General features: G+C 42.7%; 26 protein-coding genes and 1 pseudogene. 10 read left to right on the top strand and 17 right to left on the bottom strand.

Annotated elements, in window-relative coordinates:
* Positions 1 to 145: 145 nt before the first annotated feature.
* Positions 146 to 394 (top strand): hypothetical protein, encoded by a 249-nt coding sequence (locus ELQ35_RS06650; protein ID WP_126864050.1) that lies wholly within the window; start codon positions 146 to 148, stop codon positions 392 to 394.
* A gap of 54 nt (positions 395 to 448) precedes the next feature.
* Here ELQ35_RS06650 and ELQ35_RS06645 read toward each other — a convergent pair whose 3' ends face one another.
* From ELQ35_RS06645 to ELQ35_RS06630, 3 genes are all read right to left on the bottom strand, one after another.
* A complete protein-coding gene (locus tag ELQ35_RS06645) occupies positions 449 to 637 on the bottom strand; it encodes a ComZ family protein (RefSeq protein ID WP_126864049.1) in 189 nt (62 codons plus the stop codon).
* 211 nt (positions 638 to 848) lie between these two features.
* On the bottom strand, positions 849 to 1,667 hold the full coding sequence (locus ELQ35_RS06635) for a hypothetical protein (RefSeq protein WP_126864048.1): 819 nt from the start codon (positions 1,665 to 1,667) through the stop codon (positions 849 to 851).
* 72 nt (positions 1,668 to 1,739) lie between these two features.
* On the bottom strand, positions 1,740 to 2,465 hold the full coding sequence (locus tag ELQ35_RS06630; protein WP_126864047.1) for a hydrolase: 726 nt from the start codon (positions 2,463 to 2,465) through the stop codon (positions 1,740 to 1,742).
* 253 nt (positions 2,466 to 2,718) lie between these two features.
* Here ELQ35_RS06630 and ELQ35_RS06625 point away from each other — a divergent pair, with 253 nt between their 5' ends.
* Positions 2,719 to 2,907: a YjzD family protein gene (locus ELQ35_RS06625; RefSeq protein WP_126864046.1), complete on the top strand. Its 189-nt coding sequence runs from the start codon at positions 2,719 to 2,721 to the stop codon at positions 2,905 to 2,907.
* A 163-nt stretch (positions 2,908 to 3,070) separates the two neighbouring features.
* On the opposite strand, the gene ELQ35_RS06620 is transcribed toward ELQ35_RS06625, so the two are convergent.
* The 11 genes from ELQ35_RS06620 to ELQ35_RS06570 form a co-directional block, all read right to left on the bottom strand.
* Positions 3,071 to 3,250: a YjzC family protein gene (locus ELQ35_RS06620; RefSeq protein WP_126864045.1), complete on the bottom strand. Its 180-nt coding sequence runs from the start codon at positions 3,248 to 3,250 to the stop codon at positions 3,071 to 3,073.
* Positions 3,251 to 3,330: 80 nt separating this feature from the next.
* Positions 3,331 to 4,287: an ornithine carbamoyltransferase gene (gene argF / locus ELQ35_RS06615; RefSeq protein WP_126864044.1), complete on the bottom strand. Its 957-nt coding sequence runs from the start codon at positions 4,285 to 4,287 to the stop codon at positions 3,331 to 3,333.
* Positions 4,284 to 7,403 (bottom strand): carbamoyl-phosphate synthase (glutamine-hydrolyzing) large subunit, encoded by a 3,120-nt coding sequence (locus tag ELQ35_RS06610; protein ID WP_126864043.1) that lies wholly within the window; start codon positions 7,401 to 7,403, stop codon positions 4,284 to 4,286. Before ELQ35_RS06610 ends, argF begins: the two co-directional genes overlap by 4 nt.
* Positions 7,396 to 8,478, bottom strand: coding sequence for a carbamoyl phosphate synthase small subunit (locus ELQ35_RS06605; RefSeq protein ID WP_126864042.1), 1,083 nt, complete (start codon positions 8,476 to 8,478; stop codon positions 7,396 to 7,398). The genes ELQ35_RS06610 and ELQ35_RS06605 overlap by 8 nt, the downstream gene beginning before the upstream one ends.
* A 71-nt stretch (positions 8,479 to 8,549) precedes the next feature.
* The gene (locus ELQ35_RS06600) at positions 8,550 to 9,710 is read right to left on the bottom strand and encodes an acetylornithine transaminase (RefSeq protein WP_126864041.1); all 1,161 of its coding nucleotides are present in this window, start codon (positions 9,708 to 9,710) and stop codon (positions 8,550 to 8,552) included.
* Positions 9,707 to 10,480: an acetylglutamate kinase gene (gene argB, locus ELQ35_RS06595; protein WP_126864040.1), complete on the bottom strand. Its 774-nt coding sequence runs from the start codon at positions 10,478 to 10,480 to the stop codon at positions 9,707 to 9,709. The genes ELQ35_RS06600 and argB overlap by 4 nt, the downstream gene beginning before the upstream one ends.
* A 12-nt stretch (positions 10,481 to 10,492) precedes the next feature.
* Complete coding sequence (gene argJ, locus ELQ35_RS06590; RefSeq protein ID WP_126864039.1) at positions 10,493 to 11,725, bottom strand: bifunctional ornithine acetyltransferase/N-acetylglutamate synthase; 1,233 nt, start codon at positions 11,723 to 11,725, stop codon at positions 10,493 to 10,495.
* An 18-nt stretch (positions 11,726 to 11,743) separates the two neighbouring features.
* Positions 11,744 to 12,778: an N-acetyl-gamma-glutamyl-phosphate reductase gene (gene argC, locus ELQ35_RS06585; protein WP_126864038.1), complete on the bottom strand. Its 1,035-nt coding sequence runs from the start codon at positions 12,776 to 12,778 to the stop codon at positions 11,744 to 11,746.
* A 252-nt stretch (positions 12,779 to 13,030) separates the two neighbouring features.
* Complete coding sequence (moaA, locus tag ELQ35_RS06580) at positions 13,031 to 14,047, bottom strand: GTP 3',8-cyclase MoaA (protein ID WP_126864037.1); 1,017 nt, start codon at positions 14,045 to 14,047, stop codon at positions 13,031 to 13,033.
* A 274-nt stretch (positions 14,048 to 14,321) separates the two neighbouring features.
* Complete coding sequence (locus ELQ35_RS06575) at positions 14,322 to 14,630, bottom strand: metal-sulfur cluster assembly factor (protein ID WP_126864036.1); 309 nt, start codon at positions 14,628 to 14,630, stop codon at positions 14,322 to 14,324.
* A 62-nt stretch (positions 14,631 to 14,692) separates the two neighbouring features.
* A complete protein-coding gene (locus ELQ35_RS06570) occupies positions 14,693 to 15,481 on the bottom strand; it encodes a prolyl oligopeptidase family serine peptidase (protein WP_126864035.1) in 789 nt (262 codons plus the stop codon).
* Between the two features lie 173 nt (positions 15,482 to 15,654).
* Here ELQ35_RS06570 and ELQ35_RS06565 point away from each other — a divergent pair, with 173 nt between their 5' ends.
* The 3 genes from ELQ35_RS06565 to ELQ35_RS06560 all read left to right on the top strand — a co-directional run bounded on the left by ELQ35_RS06565 (position 15,655) and on the right by ELQ35_RS06560 (position 16,943).
* Positions 15,655 to 16,473, top strand: coding sequence for a Cof-type HAD-IIB family hydrolase (locus ELQ35_RS06565; RefSeq protein WP_126864034.1), 819 nt, complete (start codon positions 15,655 to 15,657; stop codon positions 16,471 to 16,473).
* 114 nt (positions 16,474 to 16,587) lie between these two features.
* Entirely contained in the window at positions 16,588 to 16,740 is a 153-nt protein-coding gene (locus tag ELQ35_RS22530; protein ID WP_185861685.1) for a hypothetical protein, read from the top strand.
* Positions 16,740 to 16,943 (top strand): DUF3813 domain-containing protein, encoded by a 204-nt coding sequence (locus ELQ35_RS06560; RefSeq protein WP_126864033.1) that lies wholly within the window; start codon positions 16,740 to 16,742, stop codon positions 16,941 to 16,943. The genes ELQ35_RS22530 and ELQ35_RS06560 overlap by 1 nt, the downstream gene beginning before the upstream one ends.
* Before the next feature lie 97 nt (positions 16,944 to 17,040).
* On the opposite strand, the gene ELQ35_RS06555 is transcribed toward ELQ35_RS06560, so the two are convergent.
* Positions 17,041 to 17,424 carry a con-10 family general stress protein gene (locus ELQ35_RS06555; RefSeq protein WP_126864032.1) on the bottom strand — a complete coding sequence of 128 codons (384 nt, stop codon included), beginning with the start codon at positions 17,422 to 17,424 and terminating at the stop codon, positions 17,041 to 17,043.
* 133 nt (positions 17,425 to 17,557) lie between these two features.
* Positions 17,558 to 18,400 (bottom strand): YitT family protein, encoded by an 843-nt coding sequence (locus ELQ35_RS06550; protein ID WP_126864031.1) that lies wholly within the window; start codon positions 18,398 to 18,400, stop codon positions 17,558 to 17,560.
* A gap of 240 nt (positions 18,401 to 18,640) precedes the next feature.
* Between ELQ35_RS06550 and ELQ35_RS06545 the strand changes: the two genes are divergently transcribed.
* From ELQ35_RS06545 to rsgA, 5 genes and pseudogenes are all read left to right on the top strand, one after another.
* Positions 18,641 to 19,507: a DegV family protein gene (locus ELQ35_RS06545; protein ID WP_126864030.1), complete on the top strand. Its 867-nt coding sequence runs from the start codon at positions 18,641 to 18,643 to the stop codon at positions 19,505 to 19,507.
* A gap of 65 nt (positions 19,508 to 19,572) precedes the next feature.
* A complete protein-coding gene (locus tag ELQ35_RS06540; RefSeq protein ID WP_126864029.1) occupies positions 19,573 to 19,704 on the top strand; it encodes a DUF3941 domain-containing protein in 132 nt (43 codons plus the stop codon).
* A 93-nt stretch (positions 19,705 to 19,797) separates the two neighbouring features.
* The gene (locus ELQ35_RS06535; protein WP_126864028.1) at positions 19,798 to 20,289 is read left to right on the top strand and encodes a YajQ family cyclic di-GMP-binding protein; all 492 of its coding nucleotides are present in this window, start codon (positions 19,798 to 19,800) and stop codon (positions 20,287 to 20,289) included.
* A gap of 289 nt (positions 20,290 to 20,578) precedes the next feature.
* Positions 20,579 to 21,448, top strand: a complete 870-nt coding sequence (locus tag ELQ35_RS06530; protein ID WP_126864027.1) for an SDR family oxidoreductase — start codon at positions 20,579 to 20,581, stop codon at positions 21,446 to 21,448.
* Between the two features lie 26 nt (positions 21,449 to 21,474).
* Positions 21,475 to 22,091: pseudogene (gene rsgA / locus ELQ35_RS06525) on the top strand (GTPase RsgA); the annotation flags it as partial.
* 206 nt (positions 22,092 to 22,297) lie between these two features.
* Here rsgA and ELQ35_RS06520 read toward each other — a convergent pair.
* Entirely contained in the window at positions 22,298 to 23,836 is a 1,539-nt protein-coding gene (locus ELQ35_RS06520; protein WP_126864026.1) for an alpha-amylase family glycosyl hydrolase, read from the bottom strand.
* Between the last annotated feature and the right edge of the window lie 115 nt (positions 23,837 to 23,951).

Raw genomic sequence — 23,951 nt, 5'->3', positions numbered from 1 at the left:
TCATGATGTTGCAATAGGTATGAATCCAAAAAGGAAAGTTTTCTGTATTTCAGAAATATAGGAAGGACAAGCGCCCATTCACCAATGATTGTACAATCATATAATAAATAAGGAAAAAATTAAAAGCTTTGAGGTGGTGTTGTACATGGGGATTTTCAAGGGGAACAAGCAAACAGAAAGTGAAGATCACTTTACGCAATTCATGTTTGGCAGAAAGGCAGCTCCTCCTCCTAAAGAGGAGAAAACCGACTGGAAAAGCATTGCAGCAAACGTTGATTATCAACAGTTGATGGGAAATTTCGATAAACTGATGAATGCCTATAATCAAGTCAAACCTGGACTTTCCAAAATCAATCCAATGCTTTCAAAACTGATTAAAAAGAATAAAAGTTAGCTGCGAAAAGGCTGATTTATCAGGAAATCATGTTAAATCAGCCTTTTTCCTGTTTTATTGGTTCGCGTGAGCATCTTTTTTCCCGAGCTCGTAGGCTTCATACATTACTTTCTGGAATAGATCCATGAATGGTTCTGCAAGCTCCATCGAGAACGGTACGCCTGAAGCATCCAATTTAGCTTTTGCCTCGGGGAAATATTTCATTGCAATTGCCATGAATTCCATTTTTTTATCCTGTTCCATATCATCCGCTCCTTTATCGCTGACTATATCATTTAGATCATATCATCAATTTTGTTCATTGGGCAATTACCGGTCTTCTTTTTTCATCTTTTCGATCACAGGAACATTATAGCCGTCACCCGCGGGATACACCACATCGGTGCCAAGTGCAATCATCCCAACAAGCAGCGATTAAAGCCTAGCCCAGATACATCATTTTCCGCAAAACATTTTAGCGTATCTTCCATTTCCCGAGGAGCTTCAGGCGCTTATAATGCTGTCTTTGAAGGTTGATTCCCTGCTCGGGAGCGACAGCATTATTCAGATGATATGCATGGTCTGCTTCATCTTTTATCACCATCTTTTCAGGAACATCCCCGTTTGTGATACTGTCGCCAAATAACACTCTGGCGGCCATGGACCATTGATTTTTCTTGGAGCTAATTACAACTATGTTTTTTTCAGAAGTATCGAGAATATCTACAAAATAATCGAGTAGGTCTGTTATATAAATCGCATCAAGCCTATATTCCTTTTCAAGGGCTGCCTTTATTTCTGCTTCTCCCCTGTTTCGCACTCCCTGCTCGAATGCCATGCTCTCATGCTGCCAGGGTCCATATATGGTTGGCAGAAAAATGACCTTATCTGCTTTTTGATTATCCTGCAGGATCTCTTCCCCTTTGATGCCCAGGGGATAAAGCAAAACGATCCTTGGCCTTTCCTGAGGATCGAAAGCAAAAAACGTACGGATGATTTCTTGAATGCGGCGGTTTAGATGATCCCTTTTACCGGTACTGCCTTTTACAGCATCATACCAGCTTACATAAATGGTTGCCTTATTGGACAGCTTGAAATCCTGAAGTCCATCCAGCGGTTTAAATTGGAAATTGGAATTGCGTCCGATCTCAAGCTGCTTTTCCTCCATCATATTACCGGGGGCCGTATCCTCAAGCCAATCGACACCAAGCACTTCATCCCCCAGTTCAAGCAAATATTTACACAAGTGAAACCCGATAAATTGATAGGCACCGATCACAATCGATAATTCCATGATACAGCCTCCCCGGCTTTATGATATTGACTGCTGTATCGTATGCGGGCAATCATCGAAATATATCGGTTTTTATAGTGGAAATTCATGTTTTTTAAAAAACTGCTGAACTTGTATAGGAATTTTATATCTCTTTTCCGGAAGCAAAAATGTTATATCTGTTTTTGCCCGTTCAGATTGCTGCTCGAGTTTTCGGTATAAATCTGTTTGCCCTCTAGTAACACTTTCGAGAATATGGATGATCTTCAGGGGGATTTCTTTATTGGGCAAGCGTTCTTGAGAGGATAAAATGAACTGTTCACACTTACTTTCTTCCAATTCAAGAGCTGCCGAGATTTCTTTCAGCTGCCTTTTATAGAAAAGTTTATTCTCTTTTTCTTTTTTCAGATATGCTGACAAGGACAGGCAAGGATTTATGAAAACGGCTGATCTGATCTGCTCGCTCATTTCATCCATCAACCTTATTGCGGTAAGGGCCCCTGTTCCTTCTGCCAAAACATGGATCCTGCCGTTTAATATCTCGCTCTTCATCATAATAAAATACAGCTTTTTAGCTAACTCTGCGGTCTTAACGCTTCCCCAGCCGCTTTCATAAAAGTTAGAAGAAAATACTGTATACCCATATTCCTTAAGATGCTCTAAAATCTCAAACCTTCCTGGATGCTGCAGCCAGTAACTGTTTTCTTCTTCAACAAAATGGTTACGATCCCCAATAAGCAGTACAGAAAAACCACTTGGCTGCACTGGGTAATAGATGATATTCCATTGCCCATCACTTTGAAATGTTCGCTGTTCCATCAATGCTTACTCCTTTTTCGAAAATTGCCTTTATTACTATATGTCTGTCGATAAATCCCGAACGCTTATATGCCTATCATATAACGCCTAATTCATTTCATTCTATTAAAAAAAACACTTTCTTTGCTTCCTAATAAGCTATACTTACTGGGTAAAGTCTGATTTTTTTCAATCATCTATAAAAAATTGATTTTACAATCATCCGAATTATGTTAAAATAAAGGTTGATTGTAGTGGAACGAGGTGATTTTCAATGCGATACTTTTGGACGTTTTTCTGGACCTTTATTTTAATTCATATGGTCACATATGTCGTTTCCTCGATGATCGGAGTAGGATACGATTTTTCAACAGCCAATATTTTAGGGATTGCAGTAACTATCTTAATTCTGATTGTACCTGCCTTGCTCCCTAATGGTCCAGTTGAAAAAACAGATCATTAACATCTTTACATTTATAGGTAAAAGGACATCCTCGACAGGGATGTCCTTTTTTGTGCCCTATTTGCTTTTGTTTTCAACCTGGATGCCTACTTTTCATTTTCTAAAATGTAAAATAAAAAGCCAGACCCTTTTAAAGGTCTGACAGTAAAGGAAAACTTGATTGTCAAGGTTTCCGCTGATAAGTCCAAAGACGATTATGATTAGCTGTTTCAGGAAAATGGTCTCCTGCACTCAATTTGATTTTTTTCGGATGTAAAACCGTGCTTCCTGTTTCGCCAATCTCGACATAAGAACCGTTATTGGGAGCTTTTTGCCCTGGTCTGAATTGATGATTCTGTCCCATCGTCATCTCTCCTTTTGTATGGCTACTCCCTTATTGTTACCTTTTTAGCTCTTAACATGAATGCTATTTTTAAACCATATTTAAGACATCAGATCCACAAGAACCGCCTTTTGCGCGTGAAGGCGATTACCGGCCTGGTGGAAAACGACCGATTGCGGTCCATCAATAATTTCTGCTGTGACCTCTTCCCCGCGGTGTGCCGGCAGACAGTGCATAAACGTATAATCTTTTTTTGCATGCTTGATAATATCAGCATTTATTTGGTATTCCTTGAAAACCTGGAGGCGCAGCCCATTTTCTTCCTCCTGCCCCATCGATGTCCAAACATCGGAATAAACAATGTCTGCATCGAGTATGGCTGCCTCCGGAGCTATATGGACTTCAATCGTACAACCATGTATAGCCGCTTCCTTTTGGGCAAGCTCGACAATCTTTTGATCAGGTGCAAATTCTTTGGGGCAGGCAATCGAGAAGTGAATTCCAGTTTTGGCACAGGCCATCATTAGCGAATGGGCCATATTATTGCCGTCTCCTAAATAAGCCAATTTCAAGCCTTTTAGCTGTCCCTTCACTTCTTGGATCGTTAACAAGTCTGCAAGGGCCTGGCACGGATGGGCTGTATCGGTCAGTCCATTAATGACTGGGATCAAAGCAGCAGAAGCCAGTTCTTTCACCTTATCATGTTCAAATGTACGGATCATGATTCCGTCTACATACTGAGACATCACCTTTGCTGTGTCAGAAACGGTTTCTCCTCTTCCTAATTGAAGATCATTGCTGTTCAAAAACAGTGCATGGCCGCCAAGCTGCAGCATCCCAACTTCAAAAGAAATACGGGTGCGTGTCGAGGATTTCTCAAAAATCATCCCCAGCGTTTTACCTGTTAAGGGTTTATATTCTTCGCCCATGGCATGCTTTGTTTTAATATTCTTTGCCAGTTCAAGAAGCCGCAAAATTCTCTCTCCTGGAATGTCTGCAAGTGCCAGGAAGTCTTTTTGCTGCAGCACATTTTTCTTTTGTATTTGTGTCGCTCTCATAAATGAGTCACTCCTTCTGAACGTCTTAGCAGCCACTCCTGCAAGGAGGAAATCCCCGGCTCCTTATTCGATGCACCCTGCAAATATGCCTTAAAGCTTTCTTCCTCTGTAAATACCTGAAGACGATATTTGGCGGCCATCAATCTCAGATGCTTATCTTCTTCACTTACACCGTACGCCAGCACTGCAGCACCATTTCCGGTTTTCAACCATGAGTCAAAGTCAGTATTTACAGCCTTATAGCCCAATTGCTCCATTTCCCGTAGGATACTGTCTTTCAAAAGAACAGACTCAGCCTTGTATACTTCTTTTGCATGCTTTGCCCTTTGGGTATGAAAAACCTTTGTAAGAGCTTCTGAAGTATCTTCGCCGATTGCAATGCCTTCACCTGTCGATTTCATTTCCGGTCCAACTTTTGAATCCAACCCGTTAAGCGCAAACGTCGAAAATACTGGGTATTTGACTACGCTGTATGGAATGTCTTCCATAAGACCTGTTTTTTCGAACAAATTCGCTAGTGTATATTTCCCAAGCAATACTTTTGTCGCAGCATGTACCAGCGGAACATCGGTAATTTTGCTGATGATTGGAATGGTTCGGCTTGCCCGCGGATTAACTTCGAGTACATATATTTTATTGTCACTTAGGACAAACTGAATGTTCATCAACCCTTTATAACCTAGTTCCGTTACAATCGCTTTTGCATAGCCGGCCATTGTTTCTTTCTCGAGGGCTGTCAGGTTTTGTGCGGGAAGCATCGCCATACTATCGCCCGAATGTACCCCTGCTTTTTCGATATGTTCGGCGATAATTGGAATAAAAACTTCCTTTCCATCAGCAATCAAATCAATTTCCGCTTCCCTGCCTGGAATATAGGAATCGATTAGTACAGGATAGTCCAGGGAAATACCATTTGCAAGACGCTTCATTAAGCGGTTTTTATCATGAAAAATTTCCATCCCCTGACCACCGATAACGTATGATGGTCTTACTAAAACAGGGAAACCAATTTCTGCGGCATTTTGGATAAGTTCCGTTTCATTATTGGCCATTGTCCCCGGTACTCGGGGAATATTAAGTTTTTGCAGCAATTGATAAAAACGGTCTCTGTCTTCCAATTGATCCACAATATCAAAAGATGTGCCGAGTAAATTGACTCCATAATCCTCTAACCCCTGTGCAAGATTTATCGCCGTCTGGCCGCCAAATTGGACAATTACATCGGAAATGTCTTCCGCTTCAATCACATTCAATACATATTCTAAAGTTAACGGTTCAAAATATAATCGGTCTGCCGTAGCGAAATCGGTACTGACAGTTTCAGGATTGTTGTTGATCATGATCGTTTCCACATTCTCTTGTTGCAGTGCATATACCCCATGGACCGAGCAATAATCAAACTCAATGCCCTGGCCGATTCGGATTGGCCCGCTTCCGATCATCAACACTTTTGACTTATCCGACTTTTCTTGCTCATTTTCGCCAAAATACGTCGAGTAATAATAATTCGTGTGTGACTCAAACTCTGCAGCGCATGTATCCACTGTTTTATAGGAAGCAAGCACGCCAAGAGATTTCCGCCAATTTCGCACCTCGAGTTCCTTCAACTTCCAAACAGACGCAAGATATCGGTCAGAGACCCCTTTTTCCTTTATCGATAGCAGCTCCTCTTCTGAAAAGGAAAGCGGCTCTTTTCCAGCAGCGTGTTTTTCAATTTCAATAATGGAAGCAAATGAATGCAGGAAGAAATAATCAATCCCGGTAGCCTCATGAATTTCTTCAGCAGCGACCCCTTTGCGCAGCAATTCAAAAATGACGAAAATCCTTTCATCCGAACACTCGGAAAGCATCTTCGTTAATTCCGGAACAGACTGTACTTTTAAAGCGGTAAGCTGCAGCCCTATCGTTTTTAATTCGAGGGAATCTACCGCTTTTTGTACGGCCCCTTCTAAATTTCTGTGGAGCGCCATGACTTCGCCGGTCGCCTTCATTTGCGTACCCAGTTTGCGATTGGCCGTTTTGAATTTATCAAATGGCCAGCGCGGGAATTTAACCGCTACATAATCAAGGGCCGGCTCGAAGCTTGCATACGTGCTCTTTGTAACGGGATTAATGAGCTCGGTTAATTGATAGCCAACCGACAGTTTAGCGGCAATTCTCGCAATCGGGTAGCCAGTCGCTTTCGATGCAAGTGCAGAAGAACGGCTGACACGCGGGTTGACCTCGATTAAATAATAATTTTTACTGTTTGGATCAAGTGCAAATTGGATATTACAGCCGCCGATGATCCCGAGCGACGAGATGATTTTAATCGAAGCTGAACGAAGCATATGGAATTCTTCATCGGTAAGTGTCTGTGACGGAGCGACTACCACGGAGTCGCCGGTATGGATCCCTACCGGATCGATGTTTTCCATATTACAAATCGTAATGCATGTATTATTCCCGTCCCGCATCACTTCGTACTCAATTTCTTTATAGCCGGCAATGCTTTTCTCGATCAAGCACTGCGTGATCGGGCTTTCCTGAAGTCCGCCCCGGACAAGCTCCTTGAAGCTTTCCATTGTTTCAGCAATTCCTCCCCCTGTGCCGCCGAGTGTGTAGGCGGGTCTGATAATAATGGGAAAGCCGATTTTCTCGGCGAAGGTAATAGCCTCTTCCATCGTATGGACGATTTGGCTTTCAGGTACTGGTTCATTGATTTCAAACATCAATTCACGGAAAAGCTCCCGGTCTTCCCCTTTCTTGATAGAATCTATTGGGGTTCCAAGCAGCTTTACTCCGTTTTTCTGAAGGATTTCCTGCTCATGGAGTTGATAGGCGAGGTTTAGCCCTGTTTGGCCGCCTAATGTAGCAAGAAGCCCATCGGGACGCTCCTTTTCGATGATACGGGCCAAAAAATCACTCGTAAGCGGCTCAAAATAAACAACATCGGCATTCATAGTGTCCGTCATGATCGTTGCGGGATTATTATTGACCAATATAACTTTATAGCCTTCTTCCTTCAACGCCAGACAGGCTTGAGTGCCTGCGTAATCAAATTCGGCTGCCTGGCCGATTACAATCGGCCCTGATCCGATAACTAAGATGGTTTGGATGGTCATGTCCTTAGGCATATGCTTTTACGCTCCCGCAATGTTCATTTACCATCCGCAAAAATTCCTCGAACAGCTTGCCGCTTTCGGCTGGCCCGGGATTGGCTTCCGGATGGTATTGTGTTGTCAGAATCGGTAATGTATCATGGATCAATCCCTCTACTGTTCCATCATTGACGTTACGGAAACGAACCCGTAAAGATGTGTTTTTCAAGCTTGTTTCATCAACTTCATAGCTGTGGTTTTGAGAACTCATATAAACGCTTTTGTCCAGCAAATCTACAACAGGCTGATTCGCCCCTCTGTGGCCATAAAGCATTTTCTTTGTATTTCCGCCAAAAGCGAGTGCGGTAAGCTGGTGGCCGAGACAAATTGCCATCGCTGGATAAGCGGAAAGGATGGCTTTTATATTGTCCAACAGGCGATCTAGCTGCTTGGGATCACCGGGTCCGTTGGAAAGCACAACCCCGTCCGGGTTTAGTGATTTTACTTTTTCCAAAGTTGTATTAAATGGGACGACGGTCACCCTGCATTTATGCAGAAGCAGGGAATCGAGAATGGATTTTTTAAATCCAAAATCCAGCAGTACGATATGGGTGGCCCCTTTTCCAAAACTTTGGATATTCTGTGAAGATACTTCCTGTACGACATTGTTTGGTTTTTGGATCAATAGGGTTGTGTCATAGAATCTTTCCTTTGAAATCGCAGCCTCCATCGACCCTTCCTTACGGATATTTTTCACAAGCGCCCGTGTGTCAATGCCAGAGAGAAGCGGAATATCCCATTTATCGAGGTAATCCTTCAAGGAATAGTCAGCCTGATAATGGGAATGGCTCATGTTTCCTTCGTATACAATCACTCCTGCGACATGCGGCTTCTTGCTTTCAAAATCATATTCATTGATTCCGTAATTGCCGACGAGCGGATAGGTAAAGACAATGATTTGGTCTTTGTATGAAGGATCAGTCAGAACTTCCTGATACCCTGTCATGCCTGTAAAAAAAACGACTTCTCCTTTGATTTCCCCATTGAGGGGCTTCGTAGTTATTTTTCCTTCAAACGAAGCGCCATTTGATAAATGTATATAGGTCTTCATGATTTCACCTCTGTAGATGACGAATATTTAACTAAATAATAGTATTTTTATGCATTTCTTTCGATAAGAATTCAACTTTTTGTAACGGTTGTGGTTGTACGAATTACTTTACTGATCTTTTCAACCGCCAGGTCAATTTCCTGAATATCTGCTGTCAACGGCGGAAGCAGACGTAAGATGTTCGAACCTGCAGTCAGTATCAGCATCCCTTTTTCCTGGAGCGTTTCGAGGACGGATTGTGCTTCTTCTTTCAACTCAATGCCGATCATCAGGCCCAGGCCACGAACTTCTTTGACAGTATCCTCATTCTGCAGCTCTTTTTTCAGCTGGTTAAGCAAGTACTGCCCTTTTTCAGTCACATCTGCTAAAAAGGCTTCGTTGAGGATTTGCTTGAGCACCGCTTCTGCTGCTGCAATACTGATAGGATTTCCTCCAAAAGTTGAGCCATGGCTTCCCGGCCCAAAATGCGCAGCCAATTCACCTTTTCCGATCATCGCTCCAATCGGCAGCCCGTTTCCGAGCGCTTTGGCAATCGTGACGATATCCGGTTGAAAATCAAAATGCTGAAACGCGAATGGCTTTCCGGTTCTGCCTAACCCGGTCTGGATTTCGTCGACGATAATCAACGCTCCTGAATTCGTACAAACCTCTTTTATCGTATTCAGGAACTCTTGATTTGCTACATGAATTCCGCCCTCACCCTGGACCATTTCCAGCATGACTGCAGCTGTATTTTCGTCGACTGCTTCAGCCAGTTCCTTGTTGTCGTTATACGTTACATACTCAAAAGCCTCAAGCATTGGCCCGAATCCGACTCTTACTTTCTCCTGTCCTGTCGCCGCCATCGTTGCAAATGTCCGGCCATGAAAGGACTTGTTAAAAGTAACGATCTTACTTTTTCCGGTGGCTTTCCTGGCCAGCTTAATAGCCGCTTCATTCGCTTCTGCGCCGCTGTTGCAGAAAAAGGCATGCTGTAATCCAGATGCATCTGCCAAAGCCTGAGCCGTATTTTCCTGGGAGCTATTTTGAAACATATTGGATGTATGCCAGAACTTCTCCATCTGCTCCTGCACAGCCTGCTTTACCAGGTCATGGCAATGGCCGAGATTCAAGACACCGATTCCCGAGGTGAAATCGAGATACTTTTTTCCATTTTTATCAGTCAGCCAGGACCCTTTTGCAGATTCAGGCTCGATTTCCCATCTTTGATAAGTAGGGAATAATGCACTCATTGCAATACCTCCTCTTCAGATACCAACTTAGTTCCGATAAATTGCCCGTTGTTGAAAAAGCGTTCTTTTCCGCTGACTATCATTACTTCATTTATGCCTTTATTCAGGACGGATAGCGCAGTATTTACTTTAGGAATCATCCCGCCATAAATGCTGCCTTCACTGATCAAATGCTGAATTTGTGTTTCAGTAAGTTCCTCAAGGATTTGACCATCCTTAAGGACACCGTTTACGTCAGTGGCAAATAAACACATTTCGGCATTCAGTGCCTTAGCGACTGCCCCTGCCGCCATATCGGCGTTTACATTTAATTTCCTGCCGGACTCGGTAATGGAAATTGGCGTCAGCACCGGGCAAACCCCATTCTCGAGGAGCAGTTTAAGAAGCTCGGTATTCACTTCTTTGATTTCCCCCACTGCGCCGAGCGCTTCTTCATCAATGAATACCCCTGTCAACAGCTTCCCATCAGACCCATTTAAGCCAACTGCCTTTATCCCGTTTCCCTCAAGTTTGTGCACAAGGTCACGATTTGACTTGCCCGACAGCATTAATTCAACGATATTCAAAACCTCAGCCGTTGTTTTACGCAGCCCATTTACAAACACTGGTTCAATTTCGTATTTGTTGAGCATGGCATTGATATCCGGGCCGCCGCCATGGACGAAAACAAGCTGATACCCCTGGCTTTGCAGCTCTTTTATGCTTGTGAAAAAGGATGGTGACAATTCTTCGATTATACTACCGCCACATTTAATGACCAATATCTTCATTCACGAGCCTCCTTACGTTCGGTAACTGGCATTTATTTTGACGTAGTCATATGTCAAATCACAGCCCCATGCCGTGCCTTGTTCACTGCCTTCCTCCAAAAAAACATGTATGGCAATATTTTTTTGTTCCAGGTAAGCTTTCGCATCTTCTTCAGAAAAGTCGACCGGCACGCCTTGATGCAATAGTTTGATATCGCCAAATGAAATGCTTACCTTTTCAGGATTGAAAACAAGATTGCTTCGGCCCATCGCCGCGATGACTCTTCCCCAGTTGGCATCGGCGCCGTATGCTGCCGTTTTTACCAGGCTTGAACCAATGATCGTTTTCGCCATGGCCTGTGCTTCTTGTTTGGTCCCCATGCCCTGAACATTTACTTCGATCAGTTTTGTGGCACCTTCCCCGTCTCTCGCAATCTGTTTCGCCATGTCTTCAGATGTCTTTTTTAATAGTTCGAGGAAGACATTCCACTCGGGATGGGCAGGCGAAAGCTTTTCATTTCCTGCCTCGCCGTTTGCAAGAATAAGGACCATATCATTGGTTGAAGTATCTCCATCAACTGTAATCTGATTGAACGTATCATCTGTTACAGCCGAAAGTGCCTTTTGCAGTTCTGCTGATTCAATCGCGGCGTCTGTCGTGATGAAACCGAGCATCGTGGCCATATTGGGATGAATCATTCCTGATCCTTTCGCGGAACCGCCCATCGTCACCTTTTTGCCGTCGATTACTGCTTCATAGCCGCAATGCTTCGTTACGATATCAGTCGTTAATATCGCTGCACCAAAGTCTTCAGCCGCTTGCGCGGATCCCGCAGGCTTTAGTGTTGAAATGCCATTTTTGACTTTATCCATTTCCATATACTCACCGATAACGCCTGTAGAGGCAACCGCGAAATAATGATCCGGCACACCAAACTCTCTGGCTGCATGGTTCCTCATTTCATAGGCATCCTTCTGTCCCTGTTCGCCGGTGCATGCATTGGCGCATGCACTGTTTACGATCACGCCTTGAAGCTTTTGTTCAGCGGCAATACTTTCACGGGTTATATCAAGGGGTGCTGCTTGAACGGCACTTTGTGTATAAACAGCTGCACAGGCAGCAGGATGATCTGATAATATGACTCCAATATCTTTTTTTGAGTAGCGTAATCCTGCGTGAACTCCTGCTGCTTTAAAGCCTTGTGGCGATAAGATATTTCCTTCATTAACTTGTTGAATGACTTCAACAGGATTTATCGTATTCATGACTAACCTCCAAGTATGTTAAGGATACAACGGAATATTCAAAAGGCCTGCCGTTTCTTCAGCGCCAAGCAAGATATTCGCGTTTTGAACTGCCTGACCGGCAGCGCCTTTCATTAAATTATCTATAACCGATACGATGGTAGCTTTATTTGTTCTTTCATCGAAGGCTACACCAATATCGCAAAAATTAGATCCATATACCTGTTTCGTGCACGGAAATGCATCCTGCGGCTGTATTCGCACAAAAGGATGGCCTTCATAAACGGTCTTATATAAATCTAGTAATTCTTTCGTGGTTGTCCGCTTTCGCAGCTTCACATACATCGTCGACATGATCCCTCTGGTCATCGGCACCAGATGCGTACTGAAAGAAATAGGCCCTGAATCCTGAAGCCAGTTTGCAAGCTGTTGTTCAATTTCAGGGATGTGCTGGTGTTGATGGACCTTGTAAATCTTGAGATTTTCATTGATTTCGCTATAATGGGTTCCCGCAGATGGTGATTTTCCCGCTCCGGAAACGCCTGATTTAGCATCGACAATCACATCTTTGCCTTCTGCCCATTGTTCCGTGTATAAAGGAGCGAGGCCAAGCAGGGTGGCTGTAGGGTAACAGCCTGGATTTGCCACGATCTTCGCTTGTTTTATATGTTTGGCATTCCACTCGGACAATCCATATACGGCTTCATCTAAGACTTCGACAGGTGCGGCGGAATGCTTATACCATTCTTCATATTCTTCTGGATTCTTAAGCCTCAGGTCACCGGAAAGGTCGATTATCTTAACTCCCAGTTGATAAAACGCTCGGGCAAGCTTAGCAGAGACTCCAGAGGGTGTAGCGAGAAAGACAATTTCTGACTTTTTCGAAATCTTTTCCGGATCGATTTCCTCTAGTGCATATTCTAAATGCCGTAAGTGAGGATTATCTTCATGGATTTGACGTCCAAATTTTGAAGAAGTATGCAGGGATGCAATCTCGAAATGGGGATGGTTCTTTAGCAGCCTTATCAGCTCCAATCCTCCATAGCCAGTCGCACCGACAATAGAAACTTTCAAGTCATCAACTCCATTTCAAAAAGTTCACTGTCAATCTTTATTTCTCTTATTATATACTGAATAAAAATAAATGCAAATGCATTTTTATTAAATTATCATCCAGTTTATCAATGAATCTGGCAAACATATGACATTTGTCGTCTCTTTTTTTGTTTTGGCGTGTCTTTTCGAGAACTATGCATCCATTAAAACCTTTTTTCTTACGATACGGAGAGATACTGAATCGAAAAAACCTCTGCCGTAAGCAGAGGTTTAGCCGCCTATATAAGACATCTCGATTTTTTCCTGTCCTTTGTTTTTGCCTTCCGCCCTTTCATCCGAGTAGCGGTCGCTGCGATGGTTCCAGATGGAAGCGATATGCCGTGTGAGTTCTTCGTCAGTCATTCCGGAACGAAGCAGAGATTTAATATCGTGCCCATTTCCATTGAATAAACAGGTATAAATATCCCCTTTGGCGGATATGCGCGCGCGAGTACAGCTTCCGCAGAAGGATTCAGATACTGAAGTAATGAAACCGACCTCTGTGTCCGTTCCTTTATAACGGTATCTTTTGGCCACCTCGCCGTAATAATCAGGATCTACCGGTTCCAGCTCAAATTCTGCTGCGAGCATTTCCACAATTTGTTTTTTGGTGATCACATTATCCATCTGCCAGCCGTTCGTGCTGCCGACATCCATGAATTCAATATACCTCAGCTGTAATCCCTCCTTCTTGCAAAACATGGCCATCGGCAGAATTTCTGATTCATTCAGCCCTTTTTTAACAACCATATTGACTTTGACGCCAAGACCTGCGTCCCTTGCAGCTAGTATTCCTTCGATTACAGGTCCGGTGCCGACATTTCTATCGTTAATTTTTTTAAAAAGTTCATCATTCATGCTATCAAGACTGACATTTACACGGTGCAAGCCGGCTTCCTTCAATTCAGAGGCGTATCTTTTCAGGAATACTCCGTTTGTCGTCAAGCCAATGTCATGTATTCCTTCTATCTTTGAAAGGTTCTTAATTAAATGGGGAAGATTTTTTCTAAGCAACGGTTCGCCGCCGGTTATCCGCAATTTTTCTACGCCAAGACTTGCAAATATTTTCGCAACCCTCTCAATCTCTTCATAGGATAAAAGTTCGCTGCGGGGAAGAAACTTGAAGCTTTCATTGAAAATTTCCGCAGGCATGCAATATTGACACCTGAAATTACAACGATCAATAACAGAAATCCGTAAATCTCTCAAGGGCCTGTCTAAAGTATCTTTGACTTTGATGATGCTCATTGCTTCACTCCCTTAGAAAACGGTCAAAAAATTTTTGAATCAATTCTTAAATAATAACATAGATAAGTATCCACACCAATGATTGAATCGTGATTCATATACTTTTTACCCTGTTTTGATGCTGTTTAACTTTATGTGGCAACTTTTAACTGAAAGGAAATTGTTTAAAATCGATTGACAAAATGAAAAAGCTAACCGACAAATTGGTTAGCTCTTCTTTCATTTAGTTAGCATATTTTGAATAGCCAAGTCGTTAAAATAGCAACAACGCCTCTTATTTAATACCGAGGGCAATCTTCGCATATCGTGACATACGGTCTTTGGACCACGGCGGATTCCAAACAATATTCACTTCAGTATCTTTAACTTCTGGTATGTCTTCAAGGACAGATTTAACCTGGTCAACAATTGTTCCAGCGAGCGGGCAGCCCATTGCCGTCAATGTCATTGTAATTGTCGTAAGGCCTTCGTCATCCATGTCTGCATCATATACCAAACCCAGGTTCACGATATCAATCCCTAGTTCCGGGTCAATTACCTGCTCAAGGGCACCCATAATATTATCTTTTAGTTCCTGATCCAATTCTAACACCCCTTTATTTGTTTTGTGGCTTATTGACATCATACCAGAATCCCATTGTCCGATTAAGCATTTTGCACGACAGGCTTCAAGTGCTTTTCAAACCACTCGGCAGTTAGCAAAACCCCCTCTCTGCTTACTTTATGTTCTGCCCGCTCATCTAAAATGAAAGATAATCTATCGTTAGCATGTTCATAAACAGGAAGCAATAATTCATATAATTCATAAGTATTTTGATAAGGGACAACCGGATCCTTTGCTCCGTGCCAGAACAGTAACGGCCGTCCCGCTACCTTTTCCCTTTGCAGGCTTAAATCATACTCTGCCAATAGCTCAAGCGTTTTCTGGATTTCTTCTTCGGACAGATTGATGGCCATACCTTGCTTTTTAAGTGTCTCGATTTGCAATTTTGCATATGACACGTATGCCGGGTTTCCCATCAGGCTGACACCTGTATGAATCCAATCATAAGAAGCTAACGCACCAAGTGTGACAATCCCACCCATTGAAGTACCCGCCACGCCAATCTTTTCCGGATCAATTAGACCCCGTTCTGATAAGTTTTCTTTTATCACTGCCAATTCTTCGATGAGCGAGATAACGATATTCCAAAAGTACCCCATCAGTTTTTGCTCCTTGTAGCCTTCCTCCCTTTCCCCATGATAGATGGCATCCGGAAGGACAACACGGAAACCCTTTTCAGCCATTAAAAAGGCATAATGTAAATTGTGCTCTTTTGCACTTGTGAAACCGTGAATAAAAATGATTAACGGAAGTTTATCATTGAAAATATCCTGTTTTGCGAGATGCAGGACGGGAATATCTTGAATGTGCTCCTTTTCAATAATGACCAATGCTAACCCTCCTGATTATTTACCAACTGTAGTATAATCCTTATAGATGTACTATACCGCTAAAGCGAAAAGAATGAAAAAGATTTAACTTTATCTTAAAATCAGAGTAATATTAAGGACATATAATTAAGAAAAGCGGAAGCGCACTTAAATAATTAACTGAAGGTGACTATATGACAGAGAAACATTTGATTTGCCTCGATCTTGATGGAACATTGCTAACAGATGAAAAAGAAATCTCGCCGCGCTCCAAAGCGATATTAACAAAGTTGAAAAATGACGGACACGAAGTGATGATCGCTACCGGGCGTCCTTACCGTTCCAGCGTGATGTATTATCATGATCTTGATCTAAAAACGCCTATCGTGAATTTCAATGGGGCGTTTGTGCATCACCCCCTTAATATAGGCTGGGAAACGTTTCATTCGCCATTGGATATATCTGTCGCGAAAGAAATCGTCGAAGCTTGTGATCATTTTCAATATCACAATATCATTGCCGAGGTCCGTGACGACATTTACTTCCATTATCATGATGAAAAGCTAATCGATATTTTTAAAATGGGAAATCCAAAGATAACAACAGGTGATTTGCGGAATTTCCTTGAGGATTCCCCTACAAGCATGTTGATTCACACGGAAGAGCAGCATGTAGCAGATATCCGTAAGCATTTATCAGATGTCCATGCAGAAGTGATCGATCATCGCCGCTGGGCTGCACCATTTCATGTAATTGAAATCATCAAAGCCGGCTTAAACAAGGCTGTAGGCATTCAAAAAGTTGCTAAATCCCTCGGGATCCCCCGGGAAAGAATTATTGCATTCGGCGATGAGGACAATGATCTTGAAATGCTTGATTATGCAGGAACAGGGGTTGCCATGGGAAATGCAATTTCCCAATTGAAAAATGTCGCCAATATGACAACATTGAGCAATCAAGAGGATGGCATTGCCGCCTTCCTCGAAGAAAAGTTCAATACTAAGACTGCTTAAAGTCGTTTATATATTTCCCATTTTTTTAAGCTTTTAAATCCTGTTTAATGAGTAATACTATGTAATGACACATTGTACATGTGTCCAATGCTCATAATTGCGGAGGGGATAAGAATGGGTAAAAGCAATAAGTCTAAACGTTTTGTACAGCAGGGAAAAGATACTGTATCAAAGCATGCTGAAAGAATCCCTTATCACACAACGTACGCTGAAGCAGAGGCCCAAAAGCTTCAATCGATGTCTGAAGCAAGCTATGGTGGCTTTTGATGGGCAACCAATTATTTCAACACGCAAGAGAATTTGTCGAACAAGCTATACAAGCCGGCGATACTGCAGATCAGCAGGAAAAGCTGGAAGTTGCCAAAAATGCACTTTCCTCAGCCTACGCCAATTCAACAACTGCTGAGAAAGCCCAACTGGCTGAATTTCAGCAGCAGCTTGAGGATGCATCTTTGGAATCAAAGAGCTAAAGAAGAAAAACCAGATCTATAAAGAGATCTGGTTTTTCTTCATTGTTAGGAAACATATCGCCATCTGGAAAAGAAGGCTCAGACCATTCCCAGCTAATTAATCGTTATTTTCTGAGCGGGCTTTTCCGCCTTTTTCACCGATTTCCTCATAAAACTCGCGATTATGGTTTTCAGAAGTAGTTTCGCCGCCTTTTTTGCCGATTTCCTGGTAAAAATCTTTGCCATGGTTTTCAGAAGTGGTTTCGCCGCCCTTTTGGCCGATTTCCTGATAAAAGTCTTTGTCATGATTCTCTGAAGTGGCTTCGCCGCCCTTTTGGCCGATTTCCTGGTAGAAATCCTTATCATGGTTTGCGGATGTTGCTACGCCGCCTTTTTGACCAATTTCCTGATAAAAATCCTTGTCGTGATTTCTTGAAGTAGCTTTGCCGCCTTTACGCCCTGCTTCTTCTCTGCTCATTTTGTTATCGTTATTGGTAGCCATAGAAAATCACTCCTTTTAAAGATTTTTGTACGATGATGTACACTAGGGAATTAGCCGTTTTTGATGGCAATTAAACAATAAAACCCAAGTTTCCATAAAGTGTAACTATCTTGTAATACTTTTTTATGTTAACTTAATCTTTCCTGAAAGAGCCAAAAATCCCGGCCGTTTCGATAATATTTGTGAAAGCGTTCGGATCTACCTCGCGAATGGTACGCTCTAAATCATACAGCTCGTACCTAGTGATCACGATCATCATTACATCTTTATTTTCGTTGGTAAATGCACCTTTCCCGGGCAACACCGTGATTCCGCGTACTAATTTAGCATGGATTGCTATTTTCAGCTCTTCACTCCTCTTCGTGATAATCATCGCTGTAAGCTTTTCATGACGGGTATGGATGGCATCAATGACCCGCGTCGAAGTATACAACGTCACCAGGGTGTAGAGTGCTTTTTCCCAACCATATAGAATGCCTGCTGACACGATGATGACAGCATTCAACATGAAAAAGTATGTGCCGACCGGCTTATCCTTCATCCTCGAAAGCAACATTGCGATAATATCCATCCCGCCTGTGGATGCACCGTACTTAAGCGTTATGCCCACACCTACAGCAGCAATGACCCCGCCAAAAACCGCATTGAGCAAAATGTCCGGTGAAATATGCTTGATCGGGATGATTCCCAGAAATAGCGACATTAGCGTAACACTCAAAAAACTGTACATTGTAAATGATTTACCGACCCGTTTCCAGGCGATTATCGTTACAGGAACGTTTAATAAGAACAAGAGAACCCCTGTAGAAACATTAAATGGTGCATAAGAGCCAATCAATCTAGAAAGTAATTGTGCTGCGCCTGTAAATCCGCTTGCATAGACGTCAGCAGGAATCAAAAACAAATTCATCGCGATCGCATTTAAAAATGCACCGATAATGACAACGATCACTTTCTTAACCTCTGCTACATACATGGCTGTCCCTCCCAATACTACTAGTATCGTAATACCCTCAAAATGTTATTCTATACATGAATCGATTGTATTTTTCCAATGAAGTGCTACACTACTTATATAAAGCGGAAGCACCCTTGTCAGCCGCGATACATCGAGCGGCTGGGCTGCTTGCGCTAAACACCATTCAAAGTTCAGAAATTTATACTTTACCCTTTGATAAATAACCAGAAAATTTAATGAAAGAAAGCTGGTGGATAAATGACTGTACAGATCATTGCAGACAGCGCATGCGATCTTCCGTTGTCATTTTATAAAGAGAATAATGTTTCCTTTATGCCCTTACAGGTACTTTTGGATGGCAAAAATTACGAGGATTTGCAAACAATTGATCCAAAAGAAGTATATAGTGCAATGAGGGAAGGCAAGGCTCCGAAAACCTCTCAGGTTTCCCCGGAATATTTCCTGGAATTATTCACAAAATTAGCTCAGCAAAATCAACAGGCGATTTATATTGCCTTCTCGTCTGAATTGTCAGGTACATATCAAACCGCTGTCATGGCACGAAACCAGGTTAAGGAAGAATATCCGACTTCCGATATAGAAGTGATAGACTCCAAATGCGCTTCCCTTGGATACGGCCTCGTTGTCGTAAAAGCGGCTGAATTAGCAACTACCGGTGCTTCGAAGCAATCGATCCTTGAAGATATCGCTTTCCGTGCTGTGCATATGGAACATCTGTTTACTGTTGATAATCTTGAGTATCTTGCTAGAGGAGGACGGATTTCTAAAGCTTCAGCTTTCGTAGGCGGCCTGTTAAATATTAAACCGCTCCTTCATGTAGAGGACGGAAAATTGATTCCAATCGAAAAAATCCGCGGCAAAAAGAAATTGCTTAAACGCGTGATTGAGCTGATGCACGAACGCGGTGTCCATGTTAAAAACCAAACATTAGCTATAAGCCACGGAGATGATGAAGAAACAGCCCTCGAATGGAAGCAGGCAATCCAGGATGAATTTGGTGTGACCAATTTTGTCATCAATACCATCGGTTCTGCAATCGGCGCACACGTTGGCCCGGGAACGATGTCCGTCTATTTCTTAAACGAACTCCCGCCAAACGAATAAGATATACATACTCCCTTTTCAAATGACGAACAATATAAAGACTATTGAAGAAGGGAGTCATGAACATGACCAAAACAACAGATGACGATAAAAAGCCTAAAGATAATCAGTCAATCAATGAACAAAGGAATATGGTCCGTGAAAAAAACAGACAGGCTGGCAAACATTCATTTTCCAAGAAAACTGACCATAAATAGATAAGCGGCTCTGAAGGAAACCATGCCAATGTTGTCATCCCTCCGGCAATTATCTATAATAAAGATAAAAATAAGCGCAGCTGGAGGGATTGTATGGCAAAGGAAAGTTCATTTGATATCGTTTCAAAGGTTGAGTTCCCAGAGGTTACCAATGCGGTGACCATGGCATTGAAGGAGATCCAAAACCGCTATGATTTTAAAGGCAGCAAGAGTAACATCTCCCTTGATAAAGAAGAACTGGTTTTAGTTTCTGATGATGAATATAAGCTGGAGCAGTTAAAGGATGTACTGATCGGTAAACTTGCGAAACGGGATGTTCCGATCAAGAACCTTGAATATGGGAAAATAGAAGGAGCTTCAGGCGGCACGATCCGCCAGCGTGCCAAGCTTATTCAGGGAATTGATAAAGAACAAGCAAAGAAAATAAACACGATCATTAAAAACACCGGCTTGAAGGTAAAAAGCCAAATTCAGGACGATCAAATCCGCGTAACCGGAAAGAACAGAGATGATCTGCAGGGCATTATCGCAGCAATCCGGGACGCTGATTTGACCATAGACGTACAATATATCAACTATCGATAAAAAAAGGGTCAGTTCCCTGTTCAAAGATCTTCGACATCACCCAACAGTCGATCACCAGCACGTCCTTGTACGCTGGGGCTGGATACACTACATGTTGATTTATTGAAAAAAAAGGATCAGCTGCATTCTTACCGATGCAGCTGATCCTTTTTTATAGATACAGGAATATGTGCACTCTTAAAAAGATAATGCCTCCGAGCTTTTAGTTCAATGAAATATTTTCCATGTTTTCCCCTGCCCAATCAATGGAATAAGAATAGGGAGAATCATAAAATTGGAGGGATTGATTATGAACAGCCCTGAGAATAATAAACAAGCATTTCCAAAGCAACACCAGGACGATCAGCCGGGAGTTGAAACGGAAATGCAGCCAAACCCCAAATCGGTTAAATCCGAATACAAAGGAAGCGAGAAATTAAAAGGCAAAACAGCGATTATCACAGGAGGCGACAGTGGGATCGGCAAGTCTGTTGCCATTTATTATGCCAAAGAAGGGGCCAATGTGACGATCGTTTATCTGAATGAAGATGAAGATGCTAAAACTACAAAAGAATTGATTGAACAAGAAGGACAGAGATGCCTCCTTATGGCCGGCGATATTGGAGATGAAGACTTCTGTAAGAATGTAGTGGAAAAAACTGTGGGCGAATTCGGTACGGTTGATGTTCTTGTCAACAATGCTGGTGAACAGCACCCGCAAAAGAGCATTTTGGACATCACAAAAGAGCAGCTTGAAAGGACGTTCTCGACAAACATCTTTGGCATGTTCTATTTGACGAAAGCGGCAATTCCGCATATGAAACAAGGAAGCAGCATAATCAATACAGCCTCCGTTACAGCTTACGAGGGCAACCCGCAGCTTATTGATTACTCTTCAACCAAAGGAGCCATTGTCTCATTTACAAGAGCTCTGTCTAATAACATTGCCAAGGAAGGCATCCGCGTTAATGGTGTAGCTCCGGGGCCAATCTGGACACCTCTCATAACGTCTACATTCCCTGAGGAAAAGGTATCCACTTTCGGTAAGGACACACCGATGGGACGGGCTGGACAGCCAGAAGAACTCGCACCGGCTTATGTCTTCCTTGGCAGCGACGATTCTTCTTACATTAGCGGCCAGATGATCCATATAAACGGCGGAAAAGTTGTAAATGGCTAATCCATTAAAGGATTTTCAAGTAACCTAAGAGCTATACAGTTGGCAGAGTTGCCCTTGAGCATAAAGGAATGTATCGTTTATTTACGGAATATGGCGATCTGTTCGCCGAGATTACTGGCAAGCTGCGTCATTTTGCTGCAGAAAGGCAGGACTTTCCCGCGATAGGTGACTGGGTTGTAATTACAGCAAGGCCTGCGGAACAAAAAGCAACGATCCATGCCATTCTGCCGCGCAAAAGTAAATTCTCTAGAAAGCAGGCGGGACATGCGACTGAAGAGCAAATTGTCGCCGCCAACGTCGACACGGTATTCCTTGTCAACGCCGTAAACACTGACTTTAATCTGCGCCGAATGGAGCGGTATTTGCTCATGGTCTGGGAAAGCGGCGCCAATCCGGTCGTGATTCTAAATAAGGCCGACCTTAGTGCAGATTCAGGGACTGTCAGCATTCGACAGAGCCTGGCTGCACCGTACAACAAGTTCTGTCCGAAGGCATACTTGATGAGGCTCGTTACAACAATTATGTGAAACTCCAGCGTGAACTGGCTTACCTTGCAAGAAAGGAAGACCAGCGCGCCGCATTTGCAGAAAAAGCCCGCTGGAAAAAGATTGCCGGTGACCGGACCAGAATCAATCGGAAATAAACGCAAAAACAGTGGATTCATCAATGAAATCCACTGTTTTTTATATCAATTTTTTGTTGCAGGGTTTCCATGATTTTGTTGGAGGTTGCTGATTTTATCCCGAGACCTTTAAGGTTTCATGCAAGCGATGGTCGGGTTAGACGACCGCTCCTGCAACGTTTTTTTTACAAAATGGCCATTTCATGCTGTGTACAAATGAAATCGTATCAATCCGTTTTTTTCCGTCTTGCTCTCTTAAATATCAAAATTATGAAAGCGATAAATGCTGCATAAACAACCCCCATAATACTCATATACGTGACATTTAGGCCGGATTTGTCAGCTAAAGCATATATTTCTGTCTTTTCCCGGTCAAGAATGATCGTATATTTGTCTTCCTTGCTACGGACAAGATCATCCGTAAGGAGTCCTCTTAACTCTTGGTTTTCTTCGATCTCTCCCTTTTTAAGGGTAACCGTCTGGGACTTCGAGGTATTATTGATGGCCACGATCACCGTTTCATCCTTATATGTCCGTTTAAAGACTGCCATGCCGCCATTTTCATAAAGAAGCTTGAAGTCTCCTCTTGTCAGGGAAGGCAGCTGCTGCCTTAGTTCCGCAAGCTTGGTGATATAATCGATTAACTCTTTCTCCGCTTTAAAGGCCATTAGTTTACGGTTTTCCGGCTCTTTGCCGCCATTCATGGCGATTTCAGAACCATAATACACAATCGGGATCCCGGGAACTGTATATATGTATGAAAGCGCCATTTTCCAGCGCGTACCCGGATGATGTTTCAGCAAAACAGCCTCGTTCGTAAAACGTGTCATCTGATGGTTGTCAATAAAGTTCCCCATCAATTCTGGGTTTTCGAACTGGTCTTTGTTTCTAGTAAAATCTGAAAACAGAGGATCCATGCTTTGATCAGTATCTTTAAAAGCGGTTCGCAAGTCCTCATTCAGAGGAACATCCAGGAATCCGTCTATGCCGGTCTTTTTATAGTCTGCGATTGCTTCCGTATTATCGCCCACTACCTCCCCGAGTAAATAAAAGTCCGGTTTCTCTGAATTTACAGCTTTAGAAAAATCAGCCCAAAAGGCTTTCGGGACATAGTTCACCATATCAAGGCTGTAACCATCAATATTAGTCTCTTTTATCCACCATTTTGCTGCATCTAGCAAATAGGCTTTTGTTTCCGGGTTCTCCTGGTTCAGGTCCGGTAAGCCATTTATCCAGCCTGTTTCTATATTCCCGGAATTCTTGTTATCTGAAATGGTTTTTTCCTCATGGAACCAATCCTTTTTTTCAGGGTCCTTCAGCCATGGATGATGCGGTCCTACTTGATTCGCGGCAAACTCTGTGATGACTTTCAAGTCCCGTTTGTGAGCCTCTTTCACGAGTTTCTTAAAGTCGGCAATCGTCCCGAAATGTTCATCAGTCTTGTAATAATCCTTGATCCAGTACCCATGATAGCCTTTATCTTCATTATCGAATACAGGAGTCAGCGAGATGGCTGTGAAACCCATATCCTTAATGTAATCAAGCTTATCGGTAATTCCTTTGAAATCACCGCCGTTATATGCGGCGGGATCATTAACATCGACATCTTTATTGTTTTTTATATCCCCGTCATTAAATCGGTCCACCATTAAAGAATAGATAACTTCGTCTTGCCATTTTCGCTCTTCTTTTTCGACAGCTCCTGCGGGAAGGGCGTAAAAAAGAAGAAAGGGAATCAAAACGAGTGGCAGCACTCTTGTTTTCATGTCCGTCCTCCTACTATACTTACTTCTCTACGCCTTTAAGATTAGCCTTTTGTCCCTCGATCGTCAAACCCAAAAAGTGAAATTTCGCGACTTCTTTCAGGTTCATTATCATTTC

Source organism: Peribacillus cavernae (assembly GCF_003989135.1).
Lineage (GTDB): Bacteria > Bacillota > Bacilli > Bacillales > DSM-1321 > Peribacillus > Peribacillus cavernae.
The sequence above is the reverse complement of the archived record's forward strand: the minus strand, read 5'-3'. Positions and strand labels throughout refer to the sequence as shown.

Excerpts from the sequence above, each read along its gene's own strand:
- ELQ35_RS06545 (WP_126864030.1), top strand. The coding sequence starts at position 18,641 with ATGACTGTACAGATCATTGCAGACAGCGCATGCGATCTTCCGTTGTCA.
- ELQ35_RS06645 (WP_126864049.1), bottom strand. The coding sequence starts at position 637 with ATGGAACAGGATAAAAAAATGGAATTCATGGCAATTGCAATGAAATAT.
- ELQ35_RS06605 (WP_126864042.1), bottom strand. The coding sequence starts at position 8,478 with ATGAAGACCTATATACATTTATCAAATGGCGCTTCGTTTGAAGGAAAA.
- ELQ35_RS22530 (WP_185861685.1), top strand. The coding sequence starts at position 16,588 with ATGGGTAAAAGCAATAAGTCTAAACGTTTTGTACAGCAGGGAAAAGAT.
- moaA (WP_126864037.1), bottom strand. The coding sequence starts at position 14,047 with ATGAGCATCATCAAAGTCAAAGATACTTTAGACAGGCCCTTGAGAGAT.
- ELQ35_RS06565 (WP_126864034.1), top strand. The coding sequence starts at position 15,655 with ATGACAGAGAAACATTTGATTTGCCTCGATCTTGATGGAACATTGCTA.
- ELQ35_RS06540 (WP_126864029.1), top strand. The coding sequence starts at position 19,573 with ATGACCAAAACAACAGATGACGATAAAAAGCCTAAAGATAATCAGTCA.
- ELQ35_RS06555 (WP_126864032.1), bottom strand. The coding sequence starts at position 17,424 with ATGGCTACCAATAACGATAACAAAATGAGCAGAGAAGAAGCAGGGCGT.
- ELQ35_RS06625 (WP_126864046.1), top strand. The coding sequence starts at position 2,719 with ATGCGATACTTTTGGACGTTTTTCTGGACCTTTATTTTAATTCATATG.
- ELQ35_RS06600 (WP_126864041.1), bottom strand. The coding sequence starts at position 9,710 with ATGAGTGCATTATTCCCTACTTATCAAAGATGGGAAATCGAGCCTGAA.
- ELQ35_RS06530 (WP_126864027.1), top strand. The coding sequence starts at position 20,579 with ATGAACAGCCCTGAGAATAATAAACAAGCATTTCCAAAGCAACACCAG.
- ELQ35_RS06620 (WP_126864045.1), bottom strand. The coding sequence starts at position 3,250 with ATGGGACAGAATCATCAATTCAGACCAGGGCAAAAAGCTCCCAATAAC.
- ELQ35_RS06635 (WP_126864048.1), bottom strand. The coding sequence starts at position 1,667 with ATGGAATTATCGATTGTGATCGGTGCCTATCAATTTATCGGGTTTCAC.
- argB (WP_126864040.1), bottom strand. The coding sequence starts at position 10,480 with ATGAAGATATTGGTCATTAAATGTGGCGGTAGTATAATCGAAGAATTG.
- ELQ35_RS06520 (WP_126864026.1), bottom strand. The coding sequence starts at position 23,836 with ATGAAAACAAGAGTGCTGCCACTCGTTTTGATTCCCTTTCTTCTTTTT.
- argJ (WP_126864039.1), bottom strand. The coding sequence starts at position 11,725 with ATGAATACGATAAATCCTGTTGAAGTCATTCAACAAGTTAATGAAGGA.
- ELQ35_RS06630 (WP_126864047.1), bottom strand. The coding sequence starts at position 2,465 with ATGGAACAGCGAACATTTCAAAGTGATGGGCAATGGAATATCATCTAT.
- ELQ35_RS06610 (WP_126864043.1), bottom strand. The coding sequence starts at position 7,403 with ATGCCTAAGGACATGACCATCCAAACCATCTTAGTTATCGGATCAGGG.
- ELQ35_RS06550 (WP_126864031.1), bottom strand. The coding sequence starts at position 18,400 with ATGTATGTAGCAGAGGTTAAGAAAGTGATCGTTGTCATTATCGGTGCA.
- ELQ35_RS06535 (WP_126864028.1), top strand. The coding sequence starts at position 19,798 with ATGGCAAAGGAAAGTTCATTTGATATCGTTTCAAAGGTTGAGTTCCCA.
- ELQ35_RS06560 (WP_126864033.1), top strand. The coding sequence starts at position 16,740 with ATGGGCAACCAATTATTTCAACACGCAAGAGAATTTGTCGAACAAGCT.
- ELQ35_RS06650 (WP_126864050.1), top strand. The coding sequence starts at position 146 with ATGGGGATTTTCAAGGGGAACAAGCAAACAGAAAGTGAAGATCACTTT.
- argF (WP_126864044.1), bottom strand. The coding sequence starts at position 4,287 with ATGAGAGCGACACAAATACAAAAGAAAAATGTGCTGCAGCAAAAAGAC.